A 15,812-nucleotide genomic window follows, 5' to 3' on the forward strand; every position below is an offset into this window, starting at 1 on the left:
CAGGGGCAGAGAACAGCGTCAGCGGCAGTGGACAGCGGCAGCGGCGGTGGACAGCGACAGACAACAGGCACTGCTCCTTTTCGGGAACGGGAACGGGATCGGGATAGGAGGGGCAGCGCAATCCGAATTTTCGAAATCCGAATTCAAGGTGTGCCAAACGTTCAAACGTTCCAACGTTCTAACGGTGAGTGCAGATCCACGGTTTCGCCGTGCTAGGCTCGCCCCGGAGGTTGCCGGCAATGCGAGGTTCGATTGCAATTCTAGTGGCTGCGGCGTTAGGGCTGATCGGGTGCGGATCAGAGGGCCCGGTCGAGGACACCCAGGCGACAGGAGATTTGGCCGCCACCCCCGTCGTCTACACGGTGAACTACCCACTCACATTCTTCGCCGAGCGCATCGGCGGCGATCTGGTGCGGGTCGTATTCCCGGCACCGGCCGACGTCGACCCGGCCTACTGGTCGCCCGACGCCGACGCCATCGCGGCCTACCAGGGCGCCGATCTGATCCTGCTCAACGGCGCCGATTTCGCCAAATGGGTGCAGCGCGCCACCCTTCCCCAGGCGCGGCTGGTGGACACCGGTGCGGCCTTTTCGGACCGGCTGATCGAGTTGGGCAACGTCACCACCCACAGCCACGGGCCCGACGGCGAGCACGAGCACGGCGGATGGGCATTCACCACCTGGCTCGATCCCGAGCTCGCCACCCTGCAGGCGGAGGCGGTTGCCCGGTCCCTGGTCAGTCTGATGCCGGAGCGCGAGGCGGAGCTGAATCAGCGCCTCGCGGCCCTGGTAGCCGACCTCGAAAGGCTCGACCAACGCCTGGCGGACGCCGCTGTACAACTCGCGGGAGTACCGCTGATATTCTCCCACCCCGTCTACCAGTACCTCGCGCGCCGCTACGATCTCAACGCGGCGGACGTGCACTGGGAGCCGGACGAAATGCCGGACGATCAGGCCTGGGACCATTTCGAGGAGCTGCTGAGGTCCCACCCGGCGAAGTGGATGTTGTGGGAGGGCACGCCCCTGCCAGAGACCGCCTCCCGGCTCGAAGAGCTGGGCGTCGCCATCGCCGTCTTCGACCCCTGCGGCAACCGGCCCGAGAGGGGCGACTACCTGACAGTGATGGCCGAGAACGCTGCCGTGTTGGAGTCCATCTCACCCTGATTCGCGATCAGAAAAAAAGGCCCGCCGCGGGGGCGACGAGACCTTCTGAATGATTGTGTCGAACACCGTGGAGTCGGTGCCGGGGGCACCGGGGGCCCGGCGACGGCCGGGCCGTTAGCCGATTGGGCGATCAGAATTAACCAAGCACCTCATCGATATCGGCCAGGGTCCTGCGCTCGGCGTCCGAGACTTTCTCGCCGCCGAAGCCCAAGAATCCGCCCTCGGTGCCGGCCTCGGCCACCTTCTGAGCGGTCGCTCGCAGCCAGTCCTTGTAGGCCGCAGCCTGCTCGGGCGCCTTCGCCTCGACGATGGCGGAGATTTCCCCGAGACGGTCGACCGCAGCCTGCGACGCCTCGGCGGCCTTCTTGCCGCGGAAGAGATCCTTGACTTCGTCCTGTGCCATGCGACGCCCCTCGGAGGTGTCGAAGGTGGAGGCGATATCCGTCAAGATATCGGCCTCTGCAGACCCCATTTTCGCCTCGACCAGGGACTTCGCCAATCCCGAGCCTTCCTTGATCGCACTCCACAGCCCGCCCGGATCAGCGGCCGTCACCGCCAGGCCGGCCAGCATCGGCGACTGGACGATCTGCTTCCACTCTTCGGGGGTGAAGTTGTCCTTGCTGCTCATGAAATTCCTCCAACAAAAACGCCGTACCGCGGGGCGGCCGCTCGAGGGGGGTCGAGCGGCCATTCCCGCAGCCGGCAGTAAATCGAACTCCTTCGCTCAGACGAAACGACGCGTGACTGCGATGCCGATGGACACGGCGATCAGCAGAAGTCCGGCCAGGCCGGCCAACGGCAGGCGGCTGGCGGTCTTCGGCAGGTAGGTCTCCGTGGGGGGCTCCTGGGCCTTCTTGTACTCCACCGCCTTCTTCGCCACGGCCACGCGCGCAGCGTTGGTGCCGGTGACGCCGACCTCTGTGGTGCTGACCTCGGCCCTCTGCTCGGAGATGATGTTCGCCGTCACATTCATGCCCTCGCGGAGGTCATAGACGGTCTTCTCCTCGCCGTCCACGTAGAAAATGAAATCGCTCGGAACATCGCGGAAGGTCTTGGTGCCCTCGTCGGTGCGCACGACCACTGTCCTGCCGACAACCTTGAGGATTCTGCCCTCCCTGATTTCCTCGTTATACACGACCTGTGGCGTCGTGGTCGTCTTTACCGTGGCTGTGAGGATCATGCCCGGCTTCAACTCGTGCACCGACAGCATCCTGCCGTCGATGTCGAAGCGGAAATCCTCCGGGATTTCGTACTCTTTGTTGACGCCGTTCTCACGGACAACGAGGTTGTTCCCGTAGACCGACACGACCACGCCAGAGCGGACGTCATAGGTGGTCACCTGGGCGACCGCCACCGACGCCAACGCCATCACTGCGATCACTGCGAACACAAAAACGAACTTCTTCATCTTCCTTCTTCCTTTCTCTGTCATTTCTCGAGTTGCTAACCCACCCACGTTCAGACCCTATACATCACTTAAACAGGTTCAAAGCCTTGAGGATTCCAATCAGGATGATCGCTCCGACGACGGCGATCACCCAGCGGATGATCGGACCACCCGCGGACAGCCCCAGAAGACCGGCGATCCAGAAGCCGGCGAAGGACCCTATGATCCCGACCACGATGTTTGCGAGATATCCCATCTGGGCGTCAGTCTTCATGACAAGACTGCCGAGCCAACCGACGACACCTCCGATGATTACGGCGACAATGATGTCAAGCATTCCCTCCTCCTTTCCTGTTGTTCGCAACACTTCCAGTCCGGTGAGATTTCCGGATCATACGCCATTTTCTACTCCGATACCATCTCCCGCAGCCGTCGAACCCGTTCCTCCATCGGCGGGTGTGAGGCCAACAGCGAGGTCATCCCGCGGCTACCGCGAAGCGGGTTGACGATGAACATGTGGGCGTGAGCGGAGTTGAGATGCTGCAAGATTCCGCGACGCCCACCAACTCCTGACAGCTTCTCCAAAGCATCCGCGAGCGAGTTCGGCTTGCCGCTGATCTCGGCTCCACCGTCATCGGCCGCGTACTCGCGCACCCTCGATATGGTCATGCGAATCACCACCGCCGCGAGCGGAGCGCCGACCGCCGCCAGCATCACGGCGAAAATGTTCGAGGACGAGCCCTGGCCCTGTCCGCTCTTTGCGAATCGACCCATCATCGCGATCGCGCCCGCGACGGTCGCCGCAATCGTTCCGGTGAGAATATCTCTGTGCTTGACGTGGGCGAGCTCGTGTCCGACAACGCCCTCCAGCTCGTCGTCATCGAGCAGGGCGAGAATGCCCTCGGTGGCGGCAACCGCCGCATGGCGTGGGTTGCGCCCGGTGGCGAAGGCATTCGGCACCCGGTCCGGGACCACGTACACCTTGGGCATCGGCAGATCGGCCTCCGAGGCCAGCTTGGAAACGATTCCGTGCAGCCTCGGTTCGGTTCGGGCGTCGACCTCACGCGCGCGGTAGCGCTTCAGGACCATCTTGTCGGAGAAGAAGTAGGCAAAGAAATTGATGCCGGCAGCCATGAGAAATGCCGTGACCGCGCCCTCACGGCCGCCGATCGCACCGCCGAGCCAGACGAAGAGGACTGTGAGTACAATCATCAGGATCGTCGTCTTCAAGAAATTTCCCATGGTCCAATCCTCCACATCGTCACCGATGAACAACCCGCGGCCAACGCCGCTCTGTCCCGCGCCCCTTTCCTCTGGCGAATGCGGATACCTTAGTAGCGGTTCCGAATCCGCTGCAACTGTCAGTTGTGACAGGTGCGGCGCCACGCCAGGACCCGGCAATCACAGCCAGCACGATCTCACCTGGCTAGCCGAGATTTCTCGACTCGAGCCGAGCGATCACCGCTCCCGACTCGTCGAGCAGTTCGAGATGCTGGCTGAAGAGCCGAAAGCTGCGCGTCTTCTCGAGCGCAGCGGTGAAGGCCGCTTCGACGTCCATGCCCTGGAGGCAGGCCTTGCCGGTCTTGGCGATCCCCGAGAATCGCAGGCTGGTTCCCTCGACCAGATACCGCCCGACCAGCTGGTTGCAACCGGCGAAACCTGTCAATTGTTGTCCTTCCGGCTGCAGAACGAAATAGGCCTCCCGGCCTCCTGCGCCAACCGCCACCGGCTCTCCAGCGATCCTGGTTGGAACCCAGCGGGAGCCTTCGAGCTCCGACGCGACCCCGCGTGCGCCGCAGGTCTCGCGCGGCCATACTCCGTCGAACCGCTCGACCACGACCACCCGGCGAAGGCCCCCGCTCTCGGCCACGGGCCGGAGTTCGATCCGGCCGCTGAAACTCACAAGGACCGAGCCTCTGTCAGTTTCCAACGCCCGTGACGCCACCTCCTCGAGGGCCGGTGCGTCACCTTCCCCGGCAACCAGCAACTCGAGGCCCGATTGACACTCGATAATTTCTCCCCCGGCAGCGGTGCTCCGGTACATCCCACGCATGGCGAGTTGCGGTTCGAGCGCCGGACCGTCTGCAACCCTCGTGAGATCGTAATTCAGAACCGATTCGATCCGGTGGCCTTCGCGGTCGAGCTTACGCAGGGTGCTCGAGTCGACTATCTGGAACTGCTCAGCCGGCCCGGCGTCGTTCCACAGCACAATCTTTTCGCCGCCGCTGACGGTCGACCACGATCCGATCCGATCGGAAACTGCGTGCTCGCCGCGACCGATGTAGGTGGTACGGAGAAAGTACGCAGAGTCGGATACCAGATCGAGCTGGTAGCGGATACCTTCACAGTCCGCGCAGGGAAGATCACCCGAGAAGGCAGCCGGCAGCCCTCTCAACGGAGACGCCGTTCCACTGCGGCTGCCCCCGACGCCCCGCAGCAGAATCTCCACCTCGTCCCCCGCACCCCGAGTCAGAACCGGATACACCGTGTCAGAGGTGAACCTCAGGTCGCCGCCGACCAGAATCCACGCCCGCACTGCGTAGGCGTGCCGCTCGTCGATCCTCGAAGGGTCGTAGGGTATTTCGAACCGTATCGGCACGCTCGGCGACTCGATTCGCTCGCGTCCGAGTACCTCGGCTTTTGCATCCGCGCGCGAAACATCCTCGAGGATCGCCTCGAAAACCGCGTTGGGCGGCAGCGCCACGCGCTCGCGATACATGGCCGTGCCGCGAACTGCATCCTCGGCCTCCCCGAGCCCGGCACCACCTGCGACCACCATGATGATCATGACGAAAACCATCCTCGGTCTGAGTTTCGCTCTCCGGATCGGTCCGCCGGCACCGCATACAGATTCGCCACTCGATCGTCCCCCGCCGCGTCGCATGTCTTCCGTCCTCCTTCGGTCGATGACCGCCTGATTATCGGCCGCACTCGACAGGCGACCTGCGCGTCCAGTCGGCCGTCCGCGAGCGCGCGCACCGCTTCCACCTCCACGATCGAGCCGATCCAAATCACCATTGAGTATCGAGAATTCATAGCTTTGAGGGAAATGCAGCACAACTGTCACTATTGACAGGTGTGGTCGGCGCGGATTCGGCGATAATCGATCCGAAAGCTATGATCGCGGAAGGTGCATCGAGGCGACAGGCAGCCGCTGGCAAAGCGATGGAAAGCCTCCCGGTTTGAGCAGTCGCCACCTCGAATTCAACCACTCACGGCAGGGAATCGCGAGCCGAGGGAAGAAGAGCTTGAAGGAGGAGACTGATGAAAACCAATTTGAACCTCGCGACTGCACTGGGTTGCGTTGTATCTGTCGCGCTGGCGATGACGGCCTGCACTCCTGCAGACGAGAACGAGGGGAAGACTGAAATGACAGCACAAGAGCCCGTCACGCCGGCCCCGCTCGAGGGTCGGACCTGGGTCCTGGTCGCTCACGGCGATCCCACCGACCCGAAAGCCCCGGTGGCGAGCGGCAAAGCGGTGACCGCGACCTTCGATGCGCTCAAACACCGGGTCTCCGGCAACGCCACCTGTAACCAGTACTTCGCTCAGTACTCGGTGGATGGCGAGCAGCTGGAGATCAGCAACGGAGGTTCGACCCAGATGGCATGCCTCACGCCGGAACTGGCGGATCAGGAACAGGCGTATCTGGCTGCGATCGAACGGGCCGAGACATTCGAGATCGACGGTGACGCGCTCCGAATCACGTGCTCGGGCGGCCAGGTGCTCGACTTCGTCGAACGGCCGCCGGCAGCCCTCGAAGGCACCGAGTGGGCGGTGACCGGATTCAACAACGGCAAGGGTGGTGTCGTCAGCGTGCTCGCCGGTACCGAGCTGTCAGCAGTCTTCTCGGATGGAGGGTACGGTGGAAGCTCAGGCTGCAACACCTTCCGCGGAGAGTACGAGATCGAGGGCGACACCCTTCGCCTCGGCCCGGCCGCGGGCACGCGGAAGATGTGCGCCAGGCCGGACGGCATCATGGAGCAGGAGGACCAGTTCCTGGCCGCCCTCGCCACCGTGGCGACCTATCGGATCGACGGCGACACACTCGAGCTGCGTCGCGAGGACGGAGCGCTGGCCGTCAAGCTCCGGGCCAAGGAGTAGCGTCCTTCCGGAAATCGCCAGGAGCGCTCAGGCAAGGCAGTGCTCGATCGCGAATCGGACGAGCTCGGCGGTCGAGCGCACGCCGAGCTTCTCGCTCATCTGGTACTTGTGGAACGCCACCGTTCGAGCGGTGATGCCGAGGCGTACGCCAATCTCTTTCATCGAGTAGCCTTCGGCCAGCAGTTGCAGGACCTCGCGCTCGCGCGGCGTCAGGCGATCGACCGGTGACGGCTCGCCCTTCTCGAGCAGGAGGGCCTCGCTGTCTCCGTCGGCGACCAGCGGCGTCAAATAGGTGCGCCCCGCCAGAGCGTCTCGCAGAGCCTGTTGAAGCTCCCCGGCCGCCGATCGCTTGACGACGTAACCGGACACACCGCTTCGCAGAGCCTCGGCGGCCAGCACGGCATCCTCGTGGACCGTCAGGAGAACGATGCGCGTGCTCGGCAGCTCTGCGAGAACCTGTCGCGCCGCGTCAAGACCGTTGAGCCCGGGCATCGTCATGTCGGCGACGATCGCATCCGGTTCGATATCCTGAGCCATGGCGACGACCTCACGGCCGTCGGTCGCCTTGCCCACGACCTCGAACTCCTGCTCGAGCAGACGCTCGAATGCGTCGAGCAAAAGGGCGTGATCGTCAGCGATCAGAATCCGCGGCCGCGCCATCGCTCGCCTTCGCTCCATTCTCTTTGTGCAGCGGCGCCCACGCGGTCACTGTGGTGCCCTCGTCGGCAATACTCTGCAGATCCAACCATCCCTCCACCAGCCTGAGGCGTTCCTTCATTCCCGTGATGCCGAGGCCCAGGTTCCTTTCGGCGTCCTCCCATTTGAGGCCTCTCCCATTGTCCGCGATCGTCACGGAGGCCCACCTCGGGGAGACGTCGAGCTCCACATCGATCTCGTCCGCGCCGCTGTGCCGGACGGCGTTCTGCACCGCCTCCTGCACCACCCGATAGAGCGAGAGTGAGATCGCGGACGGGAGCGTTGTCGATGGCGCTGCGACGCGGCACCTGACACGCATGCCGAGGCGCCTCTCGATCTCCTCGCAGTACGCCCTGAGCTCCGCGGCCAGACCAAGAGATTCGAGTCGCGACGGCTGGAGATTGTGAGCGATCGCATACACGTCCCGGGCGAGGTCATTCACCTTCGACGACAGCTCCCCGAGTCCATCTCCGTTCATCGGACCCGATTCGCACTCGATCGCCAGCAACGCGAGCCGCTGGCCGATATCGTCGTGAAGCTCCCTGGCGACACGCCACCGCTCGTCCTCCTGGGCCGTGATCAGCCGTCCGCTGAGCATGTGCAGCTCGCGATTTGCCTCGAGCCGTCTCTGGCGCGACCGGAGAAGGGCCAGAATCAACACGCCCTGCAGGCCCATGATGATGATCGCCTGCAGTATCGTCCCTCGGTGCTCCTCCCAGACCGATGGCGGCCGCAGCTCGACCGAGCTCCCCTCCGGCAGCCGGCGCCTCGGAATCCTCCACTTTTCGAGCTGTCTCCAGTCGAACGCCAGTCGATTCGCGTTCGAGGGAACGACATCGATCGAACCCGCATCCTCACCCGAAAGCACGTGTCCCAAGAGCTCTGCTGTCTCGAGACCGATGGCCTCGAGATCGAGCAGCATGCCGCCAACAACGCCCGCACCCAAATAGGTGCTGAGCCACCCGAAGATCGGGGCATTGGCCTCACCGTCGAGGAGCGTACATACTTCGAGGCCACTGAAGGGCTGCCCTGCGCCATCGACCGTCATGCTTGTTAACAGGATGATACTGTCGTCCGGCAGCTGGCGGGTCCGCTCCAGGATGAGGTCGATCCGCTGGCCTGTCAGATCAACGATCTCGAGTTTATCGCCGAATGCTTCCACCAGCTCGGCCGCCAGCACTCCCGCCAGTGGATCCTGTCTTGGCATGCCGCCCACGATGACCAGGTGGCGGGTGGCCGGCAGCAGCTCGAGCGCCACCCGGACCGTGTCCAGATGTCCGAACTCGGCCCATATCCCGGTCACGTTCGGCAGGCGCCCCACAGCCTCGAAGGTATTGCGATCCACGCCGGCGAACACCATGGGGACTCCGGGCCACAGGTCGGGCCGCCACTGAGCCACCGCTCGATACGCGGAGGGGCCGACCGCAACCAACGCGTCCAACTGCCGATCGCGGTACTTGGTTGCGAGCCAACGTCCCATGTCATCAAGGTACCTCTCGCGGTTGAAACGCGCCAGATCGAGGTTTTCGAAGAACACCTGCACCGGCTTGTCAGAGGCATCACGAAGCGCAGTGCGAAATGCACTGTTGATCTCTGCGTAGGCCGGGAGCTCCAAGCGATCGGGCTCGACGACCAGGACCGAACGGGTCCGGCGCAGCCCGGCCAACGCGTCGTTGGCGGCAAACACGGCGGCCGGCGCGCCCATTGTCACCGCTAGACAGGTGGCCAAACCCAGCCCTCGCCGCAAGTTAGCCGATAGCAGCTTGTCCGCATAGACCCGGCACATAAGGTTCCCGAGTATACACCTCATCCCTCGACCAGCTGTCTCCTGACCAGGCGACGGTAGAGGCCGTCGGAGTTCATCAGCTGACCGTGAGTGCCGGTCTCGATCACCCGGCCACCGTCGATCACGGCAACGTTGTCGGCGTCCCTCACCGTCGAGAGGCGGTGCGCGATCACGAGGCTCGTGCGTCGCGCCATGAGCTTCTGCAGTGCGTCCTGGACCAGCGACTCGGACTCCGCGTCGAGGGACGAGGTCGCCTCGTCCAGAATCAGGATCGGCGGGTCCTTGAGCAGGGCCCGGGCGATGGCCACCCGCTGCTTCTGGCCACCGGAAAGCCGCACCCCACGCTCGCCGACCTCGGTCTCGTATCCGTCGGGAAGCTCGGAGATGAAATCGTGGGCGTTGGCTGCGCGCGCGGCGATCTCGACCATCCGATCCGACGCCTCGGGCCTGCCGTACCGGATGTTGGCGGCGACGGTGGTCGAGAAGAGCACCGGCTCCTGGGCGACCGTGCCGATCTGGGTGCGTAGCCATTTCGCGTCCAGTCGCCGGAGGTCGCAGGCATCGAGACTGATGGTCCCGTCGTCGGGGTCGTAAAGACGCAGCAGGAGAGCGGCCACCGTCGATTTCCCGGCCCCGGAGGGTCCGACGAGGGCCATCACCTTGCCGGGCTCAAGACGCAGATTCACCTGCTCGAGGACCTTGGACTCCGGCCGAACCGGATAGGCGAAATCCACGTCGTCGAACTCGACCAGGCCGGCCACCCGGTCGGGAACCAGACCTCCACCGGCGTCCACCGTCGGGCTTCGGTCGATCAGCTCGAAAATCCGCTGCGAGGCGCCGCGAGCCCGCGCGAAATCGGACCAGAGGTTGGCGAGCACGTTCAGCGATGCGGCCACGATCAGTGTGTAGAGCATGAACGATGCCAGCTCACCGACCGTCAGGTCGCCCGCCATCACCATGCGGCCGCCGAACCAGAGCACCGCCGATACCGAACCGAAGGCGGCGATGTTCATAGCACCGATGAAGCCCGCGACCACCCTCGCCCTCCGTCGCGACACGCGAAAGGACTCCCAGATCCGATCCCCGTAGCGCAGGGCCTCGTCCTCCTCGCGGGAGAAGGAGCGAACGGTGCGGATTCCGGCGATGGATTCCTCGGCCGCCTCGTTGGCGCGGGCGAGGGCATCCTGGGACTGCTTGGACAGCTTCGACAGGCGGCGTCCGACGACCACGGCCCCCAGAGCCACCGGCGGCACCAGGGCGAGCATGAAGGCGGTCAGGCGCCACGACGAAACCAACAGCAACCCGAGTCCACCGACCACCATGAGGAGATTGCGAAGCCCCATGGAGAGATTGATGCTGACGGCGCTCTGGACCACGGTGGCGTCGGCGGTCAGCCGGCTGGTCAGCTCTCCGGTCTTTCGCGCATCGAAGAAGCCGATTTCCTGATCGACCACCGAACGGTAGACCTGCTCGCGCAAGCGGGTCACGATGCGCTCGCCGGCGATGGTGAACAGGTAGTAGCGAAGGGCGGCCGCCGTCGCCTGGACCGCGAAGATGATCGCCATCGCGACAGCCGCGCGGTTGATGGTGGCGATTCCACCCTCGACCGCCGCATCGATGAGGATCCCGATGACCTTCGGGTATGCCAGCCCGGTGACACCGGCGAGCAGCAGGAACACGGTTGCCACCGCCAGCCTTGGCCACTCAGCCACCGCCAGTGCGAGCAGCCGACCCACTGGGACCTGCGCCTCGGTCTTCCGGCCGTTCTCGATCGATGAGCTCTCGTCAGCCACGAACCAACCCTACCCGATGTCCGATTCCGCTTCCCGAGGCCGGTGCCCGTGCCGGATGTCAGCCCGCGTCCACCGTGACCGTCGGCACCTCAGCGCTGGCTCCTGACTCGGCGAGCGAAAACAGGAGCTGCATGAAGGCCAGCGTCTTCTTCGACGCGAAATCGGTTTCGTCGATCCAGAACCATCGATTGTGGTACTCGACCATCGTGTACGCTTCATCCGGTTTCTCGCTCGAGGAGTGCACGGTGATCATCCGCTCGAAACCGAGATCTTCCTCGAGGGTGGTTTCCGGCGAAGGCGTAGTTCGCCCGGACTCCACGTGCTCGGGCGGCACGTCGATCCACATGGACAGGTCCAGGAGCATTTCGAGGATGGACTTCGAGAGAACTGCGACCTCATTCCCGCCGCTCGACTGATGTCCGAAGACCAGCCGGTACTCATTCAACTTCGGATCGAGCCCGAGAATCTCGCCCAGTCGGGCCATCGTGAGCTCCAGTTCCTCGGTGGCCGGACTGCGGACGATGAGCAGCGTCACGTCGCCGCTCGCTGTCTTCCTGACGCGAAAGGCGAGGTTGCCCGAGGTCTGGAGCTTCTGCATCAACAACACCATCTCGTAGTACTCGGCGCGAGAGCTCGGCCGACCGACGAGATCTGCAGCGTAGACGCCGTTGATCGCCCGCACCCCGAGCCGCAGAACCGTTTCGGCGCGCCAGCCGGCCTGGATCATGGACATGACGGTCGACGGCGGAATCGGCGTCATGACGCTGCGGGTGAAATCAGCGCCGGTCATCGGTGCATAGGTGATAGTCGGTCGATCCGCGTACCCGGCGGTCGCGCTGAGAGGCGGCGCCGCGGGCCCGGATCCCGAGTACGGCGGGGAGGCTGCGGTCAACCGGCCGTCGATGGAGTATTGGTTGATGACCGAGGTCACGCGGAGGAACTGCGGGGGCTCCGCGTAGCGCAGGCCAACCATGTTGAAGAGCATCTGCTCCTTCCACGCTTCGCGCATCGCGTCCGCATAGTCGAAGTTGTCACGCTCCACGACTTCCGGGCCAAAACTCGTGCAACCCGCGGTCAGCACCACGATCGTGGTGGCAAGCGCAACGTATCTCGGGACCGTTCCCATGAGCCCTCTCCTTTGTCGCCGGTACAGTTCCGGTATTCTACAGCACCAATCAGCAGCCCGCGGCACCACTATTCACACAGTCTTTCCAATTACGCCTATACTTACCGCACAGAAGCTATTTTCGAAAAGGGAGGTGTGCATGGCTGCATCGCTGGTTTCCGGGTACCCGTGGGTCCTGGTCGGCGTCGGGATTCTGGCCGTCGTGCTCGGGATCAACCGGACGTTCAATCGCAAGAAGAAGGAGAGTGATTTCCTCAAGGCGCTGGGCCTGATCGGGGGCATCGTGACGCTGGCCCTGCCGATCCTGATCGTGATGAGCGGAGAGCAACTCACCTGGTTTTCGCCCATCACGTTCCTGGTGATGGTCGCACTCGGACTCTGTCTCTGCGCGCGGCCCTTGAGAAAGCTACCGGTCACCTTCATCGTGGTCGGCATCGTCGGTGTGGGACTGTTCGTCCTTTTCCTCAATTTGCGGAACACCGAGTTCGCCGGCGCGACCTTCATGACGGTCGCCGCCGTCTTTATCCTCGCGATTCTCGCGGGACTCTTCTTGCTTGGCCTGTACTTCGAGAAATCGATCGATTTCTTCCTCAGGGTCCTGGGTTTGGGACCGGTGGTGGCCATCACCGGAGTGATCGCGACGATCTTCGGTCTCGGGGCCGCCATCTGACGGACTCTTAGCCCGGACTATTCATGAAGCTTCTGCTGCACCGGCGAAGTACCGCACGCAGCAGGGGGTCATGAATACCGCTGGTTAGTTCGGCGGGTACACCACCTTCCAGTCGCTCTTCATGTCGACTACCGTCCAGCCACGGGCGGCGGCCTCGTCCAGCCCCTTGTCCAGGCCCCCGATGTGGGACCCCCGGTCGTATGCCCACTCACGCTCGGCGTCGGTGTGGTGGACATAGAGGCAGAACGACGGTCCATCACCGGCCGCGGTCCACTGGAGCATCTGCAGGTCCCCGTCCGAGTTGCCGAAGGCGGCGATCGGCCGCCGACCGATGTGGGAGTTGATGCCGACCGGCTTGCCCTCCTTGTCGTCGATGAAGTTCATCTCAGGGAGTCGGACGAGGATGGGCTCGCCGTCACGCATCTCGAACTTCGTCTTGACGCTCGAGCCCACCACCTGCTCGGGCGGAATGCCGTAGACCTCCTCGGTCCACGGGCGCATGAACTCGATACCGCCACCGGAGACGATGAAGGTCTTGAAGCCGCTGGCCCGGAGGTAGTCGAGAAGCTCGAGCATGGGCTGGAACACCATCTCGGTGTAGAGGCGGCCGGTCTTCGGGTGCCTCGCGGTGGCGATCCAGTCCGTGACGATGGCTTCGAACTCAACCGTCGTCACACCCGTATGACTCGCCATGACGAGCTCGACGACGCCGTGCTCGCCGGCTGCGGCCAGCGCCTCCATGTCGTCCTCGAGCACTGCCTTGAACGGCTGTTGCGTCTTCCACTCGGGATGCTCAGGCGCCATCGCCTTCACTCGGTCGACGGCGAAGAAGAGCTGGAAGTAGGCCGGCTGCTCCGACCACAGGGTGCCGTCGTTGTCGAAGACGGCGATGCGCTCGGCCTCGGGAACGAAGTCGGGGCCCTGCGGATCGGTCACCCGTTCCACGAAGTCGACGATCGTGGATCTCGCAGCGGTGTCGTTCCACGATGGCAGGCGGTCGACGGCCGGCTGCGGTTGCTCGGCGACCGGCGCCGGTGCCGAGCAGCCCACCAGAACCACCACCCCGAATATCATGAGGCCGGGTATCAGCGTCTGACTTGAATTCTGCATCGGGATCTCCTTTCAATTTCGGGCCCCCAGGGCAAAAAACGCGGGGCACCGTTACCAGCGGTGCCCCGCAGAGTTGACGTTCATGGCCCAGAACCGCAAACCAATCCTACGTCACTTCCCGGTCGCGGCGTTTTCGATCTGCTCCTGCACCTTCTCGAGGTTGAAGGAGCCCGGCGTCTGACTCGGCGGGTACTCGGCCATGGTCGCGAGGAACTTGCCTGCAACCTGCTGCATCGGCACCAGAACGAACGCGCGATCCAGGAACCAGTCGTGATAGGTGTTCGAGTTGTGTTGCGCCTTCTCGAAGGGATCCCGCCGCAGGTTGAAGAGCAGCGGCATGCGGAGCTCGGTGAACGGCTCCCGCCAGATCTGGAAGGTCTCCGCACGGTTCTCGAGGAACACACCCTTCCAATCGAACAGACGGATCGCGACCACGGCGCCGTCGTCATTGACGTAGATGAACTCCTTGCGCGGCGAGGCTTTGATGTTGTCGCTGATGCTCTCGTAGCTGTCGGCATTCGCCAGGTACTCGTTCATGTCGTAGCCGTCGAGGTGCTGACGGTAGGTCCGGCCGATCGCCTCGTAGCCGTCGAGCATGTCTTCTTTGAGGTCGTCCTTGCCGGCGGCGGCGGCGAAGGTGACCATCCAGTCCTCGTGGGCGACGATGCCGTTGACGGTCTCGCCGGCCGGCCACTGCGCCGGCCAGCGGACGAAGGCGGGCACCCGATAGGCGCCTTCCCAGTTGGAGTTCTTCTCCTTGCGGAACGGCGTCGTTCCGGCATCGGGCCAGGTGTTGTAGTGGGGCCCGTTGTCGGTCGAGTACTGGACGATCGTGTTGTCGGCGATACCGAGCTCGTCGAGCAGGTCGAGCAGCTCACCCACGTGCATGTCGTGCTCCACCATGCCGTCGTGGTACTCGTTGCCGTTCGGTCCCGAGAGGCCGGTGTGCTCGTCCTTGACGTGGGTGCGGAAGTGCATCCGCGTTCCGTTCCACCAGACGAACCACGGCTTCCCGGCCGCCTCCTGGCGGAGAATGAACTCCTTGGCGGCGGCGACCGTCTCGTCGTCGATCGTTTCCATCCGCTTCTTGGTGAGGGGCCCGGTGTTCTCGATCGTCTGGGTGCCGTCGGGGTTGGCCTTGGTCTTCAGCACGCCGCGGGGTCCGTAGTGCTCAAGAAAGGTCCGGCCGTCCGGCATGATGAAGTCGCGCGGATAGTCCCGATTCTCCGGCTCCTCCTCGGCGTTCAAATGGTAGAGGTTGCCGAAGAACTCGTCGAAGCCGTGGTTGGTGGGCAGGTGCTCGTCGCGATCGCCGAAGTGGTTCTTGCCGAACTGGCCGGTGGCGTAGCCCTGCTCCTTGAGCACGGCGGCGATGGTGATGTCTTGCTCCTGCCAGCCCTCCTTGGCGCCCGGCAGGCCGACCTTGGTCATGCCGGTGCGCACCGGGACGGTGCCGCCCATGAACGCTGCGCGGCCGGCGGTGCAGCTCTGCTGAGCGTAGTAGTCGGTGAAGCTGATGCCCTCGTCGGCGATGCGGTCGATGTTGGGGGTCTCGTAACCCATCATGCCGCGGTTGTTATGGCTGATGTTCCAGGTGCCGATGTCGTCACCCCAGATGACCAGGATGTTTGGTTTGTCCTGGGCAGCCACTGGGATGGCCAGCGTCACGGCCAGACCGAGGACGAGACCTGTCAGTAACGCCCTCTTCGAGACAACTTCTCTCATTTCTTCCTCCTTATTATTGGGTCGCACGACATTGTTGGCTCGCACGACTTTTTCACGTCGCATGACTGTTTGCGCTCACCGATCCGCTTTGCAGAATTGACAAACTGTACAGAACGAAATTCATAGTGTCAATTCCGTCCAGCATGAAGAGCCACCATTCGCATTAACTGGTCGTTCGGTCGGGATGACAAACTGTACGGGGGCGGCCGGCATTCCCGATTTCTAGTTCGTCTTGTACTTTACGGAGCACCC

The 15,812-nt window shown here is 63.7% G+C and carries 14 protein-coding genes; 3 read left to right on the forward strand and 11 right to left on the reverse strand.

What is annotated here, in order from left to right; translation table 11 throughout:
- Positions 1 to 239 precede the first annotated feature (239 nt).
- A complete protein-coding gene (locus LJE93_00075; GenBank protein MCG6947302.1) occupies positions 240 to 1,163 on the forward strand; it encodes a metal ABC transporter substrate-binding protein in 924 nt (307 codons plus the stop codon).
- Positions 1,164 to 1,299: 136 nt separating this feature from the next.
- On the opposite strand, the gene LJE93_00080 is transcribed toward LJE93_00075, so the two are convergent.
- From LJE93_00080 to LJE93_00100, 5 genes are all read right to left on the reverse strand, one after another.
- The gene (locus LJE93_00080; protein MCG6947303.1) at positions 1,300 to 1,791 is read right to left on the reverse strand and encodes a hypothetical protein; all 492 of its coding nucleotides are present in this window, start codon (positions 1,789 to 1,791) and stop codon (positions 1,300 to 1,302) included.
- 96 nt (positions 1,792 to 1,887) lie between these two features.
- Positions 1,888 to 2,571, reverse strand: coding sequence for a hypothetical protein (locus LJE93_00085; protein ID MCG6947304.1), 684 nt, complete (start codon positions 2,569 to 2,571; stop codon positions 1,888 to 1,890).
- A gap of 64 nt (positions 2,572 to 2,635) precedes the next feature.
- Positions 2,636 to 2,887, reverse strand: coding sequence for a GlsB/YeaQ/YmgE family stress response membrane protein (locus LJE93_00090; protein ID MCG6947305.1), 252 nt, complete (start codon positions 2,885 to 2,887; stop codon positions 2,636 to 2,638).
- 68 nt (positions 2,888 to 2,955) lie between these two features.
- On the reverse strand, positions 2,956 to 3,792 hold the full coding sequence (locus tag LJE93_00095) for a zinc metalloprotease HtpX (protein MCG6947306.1): 837 nt from the start codon (positions 3,790 to 3,792) through the stop codon (positions 2,956 to 2,958).
- Between the two features lie 184 nt (positions 3,793 to 3,976).
- Positions 3,977 to 5,350: a YbaY family lipoprotein gene (locus LJE93_00100; protein MCG6947307.1), complete on the reverse strand. Its 1,374-nt coding sequence runs from the start codon at positions 5,348 to 5,350 to the stop codon at positions 3,977 to 3,979.
- A 464-nt stretch (positions 5,351 to 5,814) separates the two neighbouring features.
- Here LJE93_00100 and LJE93_00105 point away from each other — a divergent pair, with 464 nt between their 5' ends.
- On the forward strand, positions 5,815 to 6,654 hold the full coding sequence (locus tag LJE93_00105) for an META domain-containing protein (GenBank protein ID MCG6947308.1): 840 nt from the start codon (positions 5,815 to 5,817) through the stop codon (positions 6,652 to 6,654).
- 27 nt (positions 6,655 to 6,681) lie between these two features.
- Here LJE93_00105 and LJE93_00110 read toward each other — a convergent pair whose 3' ends face one another.
- Genes LJE93_00110 through LJE93_00125 form a run of 4 tightly spaced genes read right to left on the reverse strand, consistent with a single transcriptional unit; the run spans position 6,682 to position 12,055 of the window.
- Positions 6,682 to 7,332: a response regulator transcription factor gene (locus LJE93_00110; protein MCG6947309.1), complete on the reverse strand. Its 651-nt coding sequence runs from the start codon at positions 7,330 to 7,332 to the stop codon at positions 6,682 to 6,684.
- On the reverse strand, positions 7,286 to 9,160 hold the full coding sequence (locus tag LJE93_00115; protein MCG6947310.1) for a histidine kinase: 1,875 nt from the start codon (positions 9,158 to 9,160) through the stop codon (positions 7,286 to 7,288). The genes LJE93_00110 and LJE93_00115 overlap by 47 nt, the downstream gene beginning before the upstream one ends.
- A complete protein-coding gene (locus LJE93_00120; protein ID MCG6947311.1) occupies positions 9,157 to 10,929 on the reverse strand; it encodes an ATP-binding cassette domain-containing protein in 1,773 nt (590 codons plus the stop codon). The genes LJE93_00115 and LJE93_00120 overlap by 4 nt, the downstream gene beginning before the upstream one ends.
- Positions 10,930 to 10,987: 58 nt before the next feature.
- On the reverse strand, positions 10,988 to 12,055 hold the full coding sequence (locus tag LJE93_00125) for a hypothetical protein (GenBank protein ID MCG6947312.1): 1,068 nt from the start codon (positions 12,053 to 12,055) through the stop codon (positions 10,988 to 10,990).
- A 139-nt stretch (positions 12,056 to 12,194) separates the two neighbouring features.
- Here LJE93_00125 and LJE93_00130 point away from each other — a divergent pair, with 139 nt between their 5' ends.
- On the forward strand, positions 12,195 to 12,725 hold the full coding sequence (locus tag LJE93_00130; protein MCG6947313.1) for a hypothetical protein: 531 nt from the start codon (positions 12,195 to 12,197) through the stop codon (positions 12,723 to 12,725).
- Positions 12,726 to 12,809: 84 nt separating this feature from the next.
- Here LJE93_00130 and LJE93_00135 read toward each other — a convergent pair whose 3' ends face one another.
- Positions 12,810 to 13,835: a haloacid dehalogenase-like hydrolase gene (locus LJE93_00135; GenBank protein MCG6947314.1), complete on the reverse strand. Its 1,026-nt coding sequence runs from the start codon at positions 13,833 to 13,835 to the stop codon at positions 12,810 to 12,812.
- 111 nt (positions 13,836 to 13,946) lie between these two features.
- Complete coding sequence (locus tag LJE93_00140) at positions 13,947 to 15,560, reverse strand: arylsulfatase (GenBank protein ID MCG6947315.1); 1,614 nt, start codon at positions 15,558 to 15,560, stop codon at positions 13,947 to 13,949.
- Between the last annotated feature and the right edge of the window lie 252 nt (positions 15,561 to 15,812).

Source organism: Acidobacteriota bacterium (genome assembly GCA_022340665.1).
Lineage (GTDB): Bacteria > Acidobacteriota > Thermoanaerobaculia > Thermoanaerobaculales > Sulfomarinibacteraceae > Sulfomarinibacter.

Coding starts and splice junctions, on each gene's coding strand:
- LJE93_00100 (MCG6947307.1), bottom strand. CDS start 5,350: ATGGTTTTCGTCATGATCATCATGGTGGTCGCAGGTGGTGCCGGGCTC.
- LJE93_00080 (MCG6947303.1), bottom strand. CDS start 1,791: ATGAGCAGCAAGGACAACTTCACCCCCGAAGAGTGGAAGCAGATCGTC.
- LJE93_00125 (MCG6947312.1), bottom strand. CDS start 12,055: ATGGGAACGGTCCCGAGATACGTTGCGCTTGCCACCACGATCGTGGTG.
- LJE93_00130 (MCG6947313.1), top strand. CDS start 12,195: ATGGCTGCATCGCTGGTTTCCGGGTACCCGTGGGTCCTGGTCGGCGTC.
- LJE93_00095 (MCG6947306.1), bottom strand. CDS start 3,792: ATGGGAAATTTCTTGAAGACGACGATCCTGATGATTGTACTCACAGTC.
- LJE93_00085 (MCG6947304.1), bottom strand. CDS start 2,571: ATGAAGAAGTTCGTTTTTGTGTTCGCAGTGATCGCAGTGATGGCGTTG.
- LJE93_00115 (MCG6947310.1), bottom strand. CDS start 9,160: ATGAGGTGTATACTCGGGAACCTTATGTGCCGGGTCTATGCGGACAAG.
- LJE93_00110 (MCG6947309.1), bottom strand. CDS start 7,332: ATGGAGCGAAGGCGAGCGATGGCGCGGCCGCGGATTCTGATCGCTGAC.
- LJE93_00105 (MCG6947308.1), top strand. CDS start 5,815: ATGAAAACCAATTTGAACCTCGCGACTGCACTGGGTTGCGTTGTATCT.
- LJE93_00135 (MCG6947314.1), bottom strand. CDS start 13,835: ATGCAGAATTCAAGTCAGACGCTGATACCCGGCCTCATGATATTCGGG.
- LJE93_00090 (MCG6947305.1), bottom strand. CDS start 2,887: ATGCTTGACATCATTGTCGCCGTAATCATCGGAGGTGTCGTCGGTTGG.
- LJE93_00140 (MCG6947315.1), bottom strand. CDS start 15,560: ATGAGAGAAGTTGTCTCGAAGAGGGCGTTACTGACAGGTCTCGTCCTC.
- LJE93_00075 (MCG6947302.1), top strand. CDS start 240: ATGCGAGGTTCGATTGCAATTCTAGTGGCTGCGGCGTTAGGGCTGATC.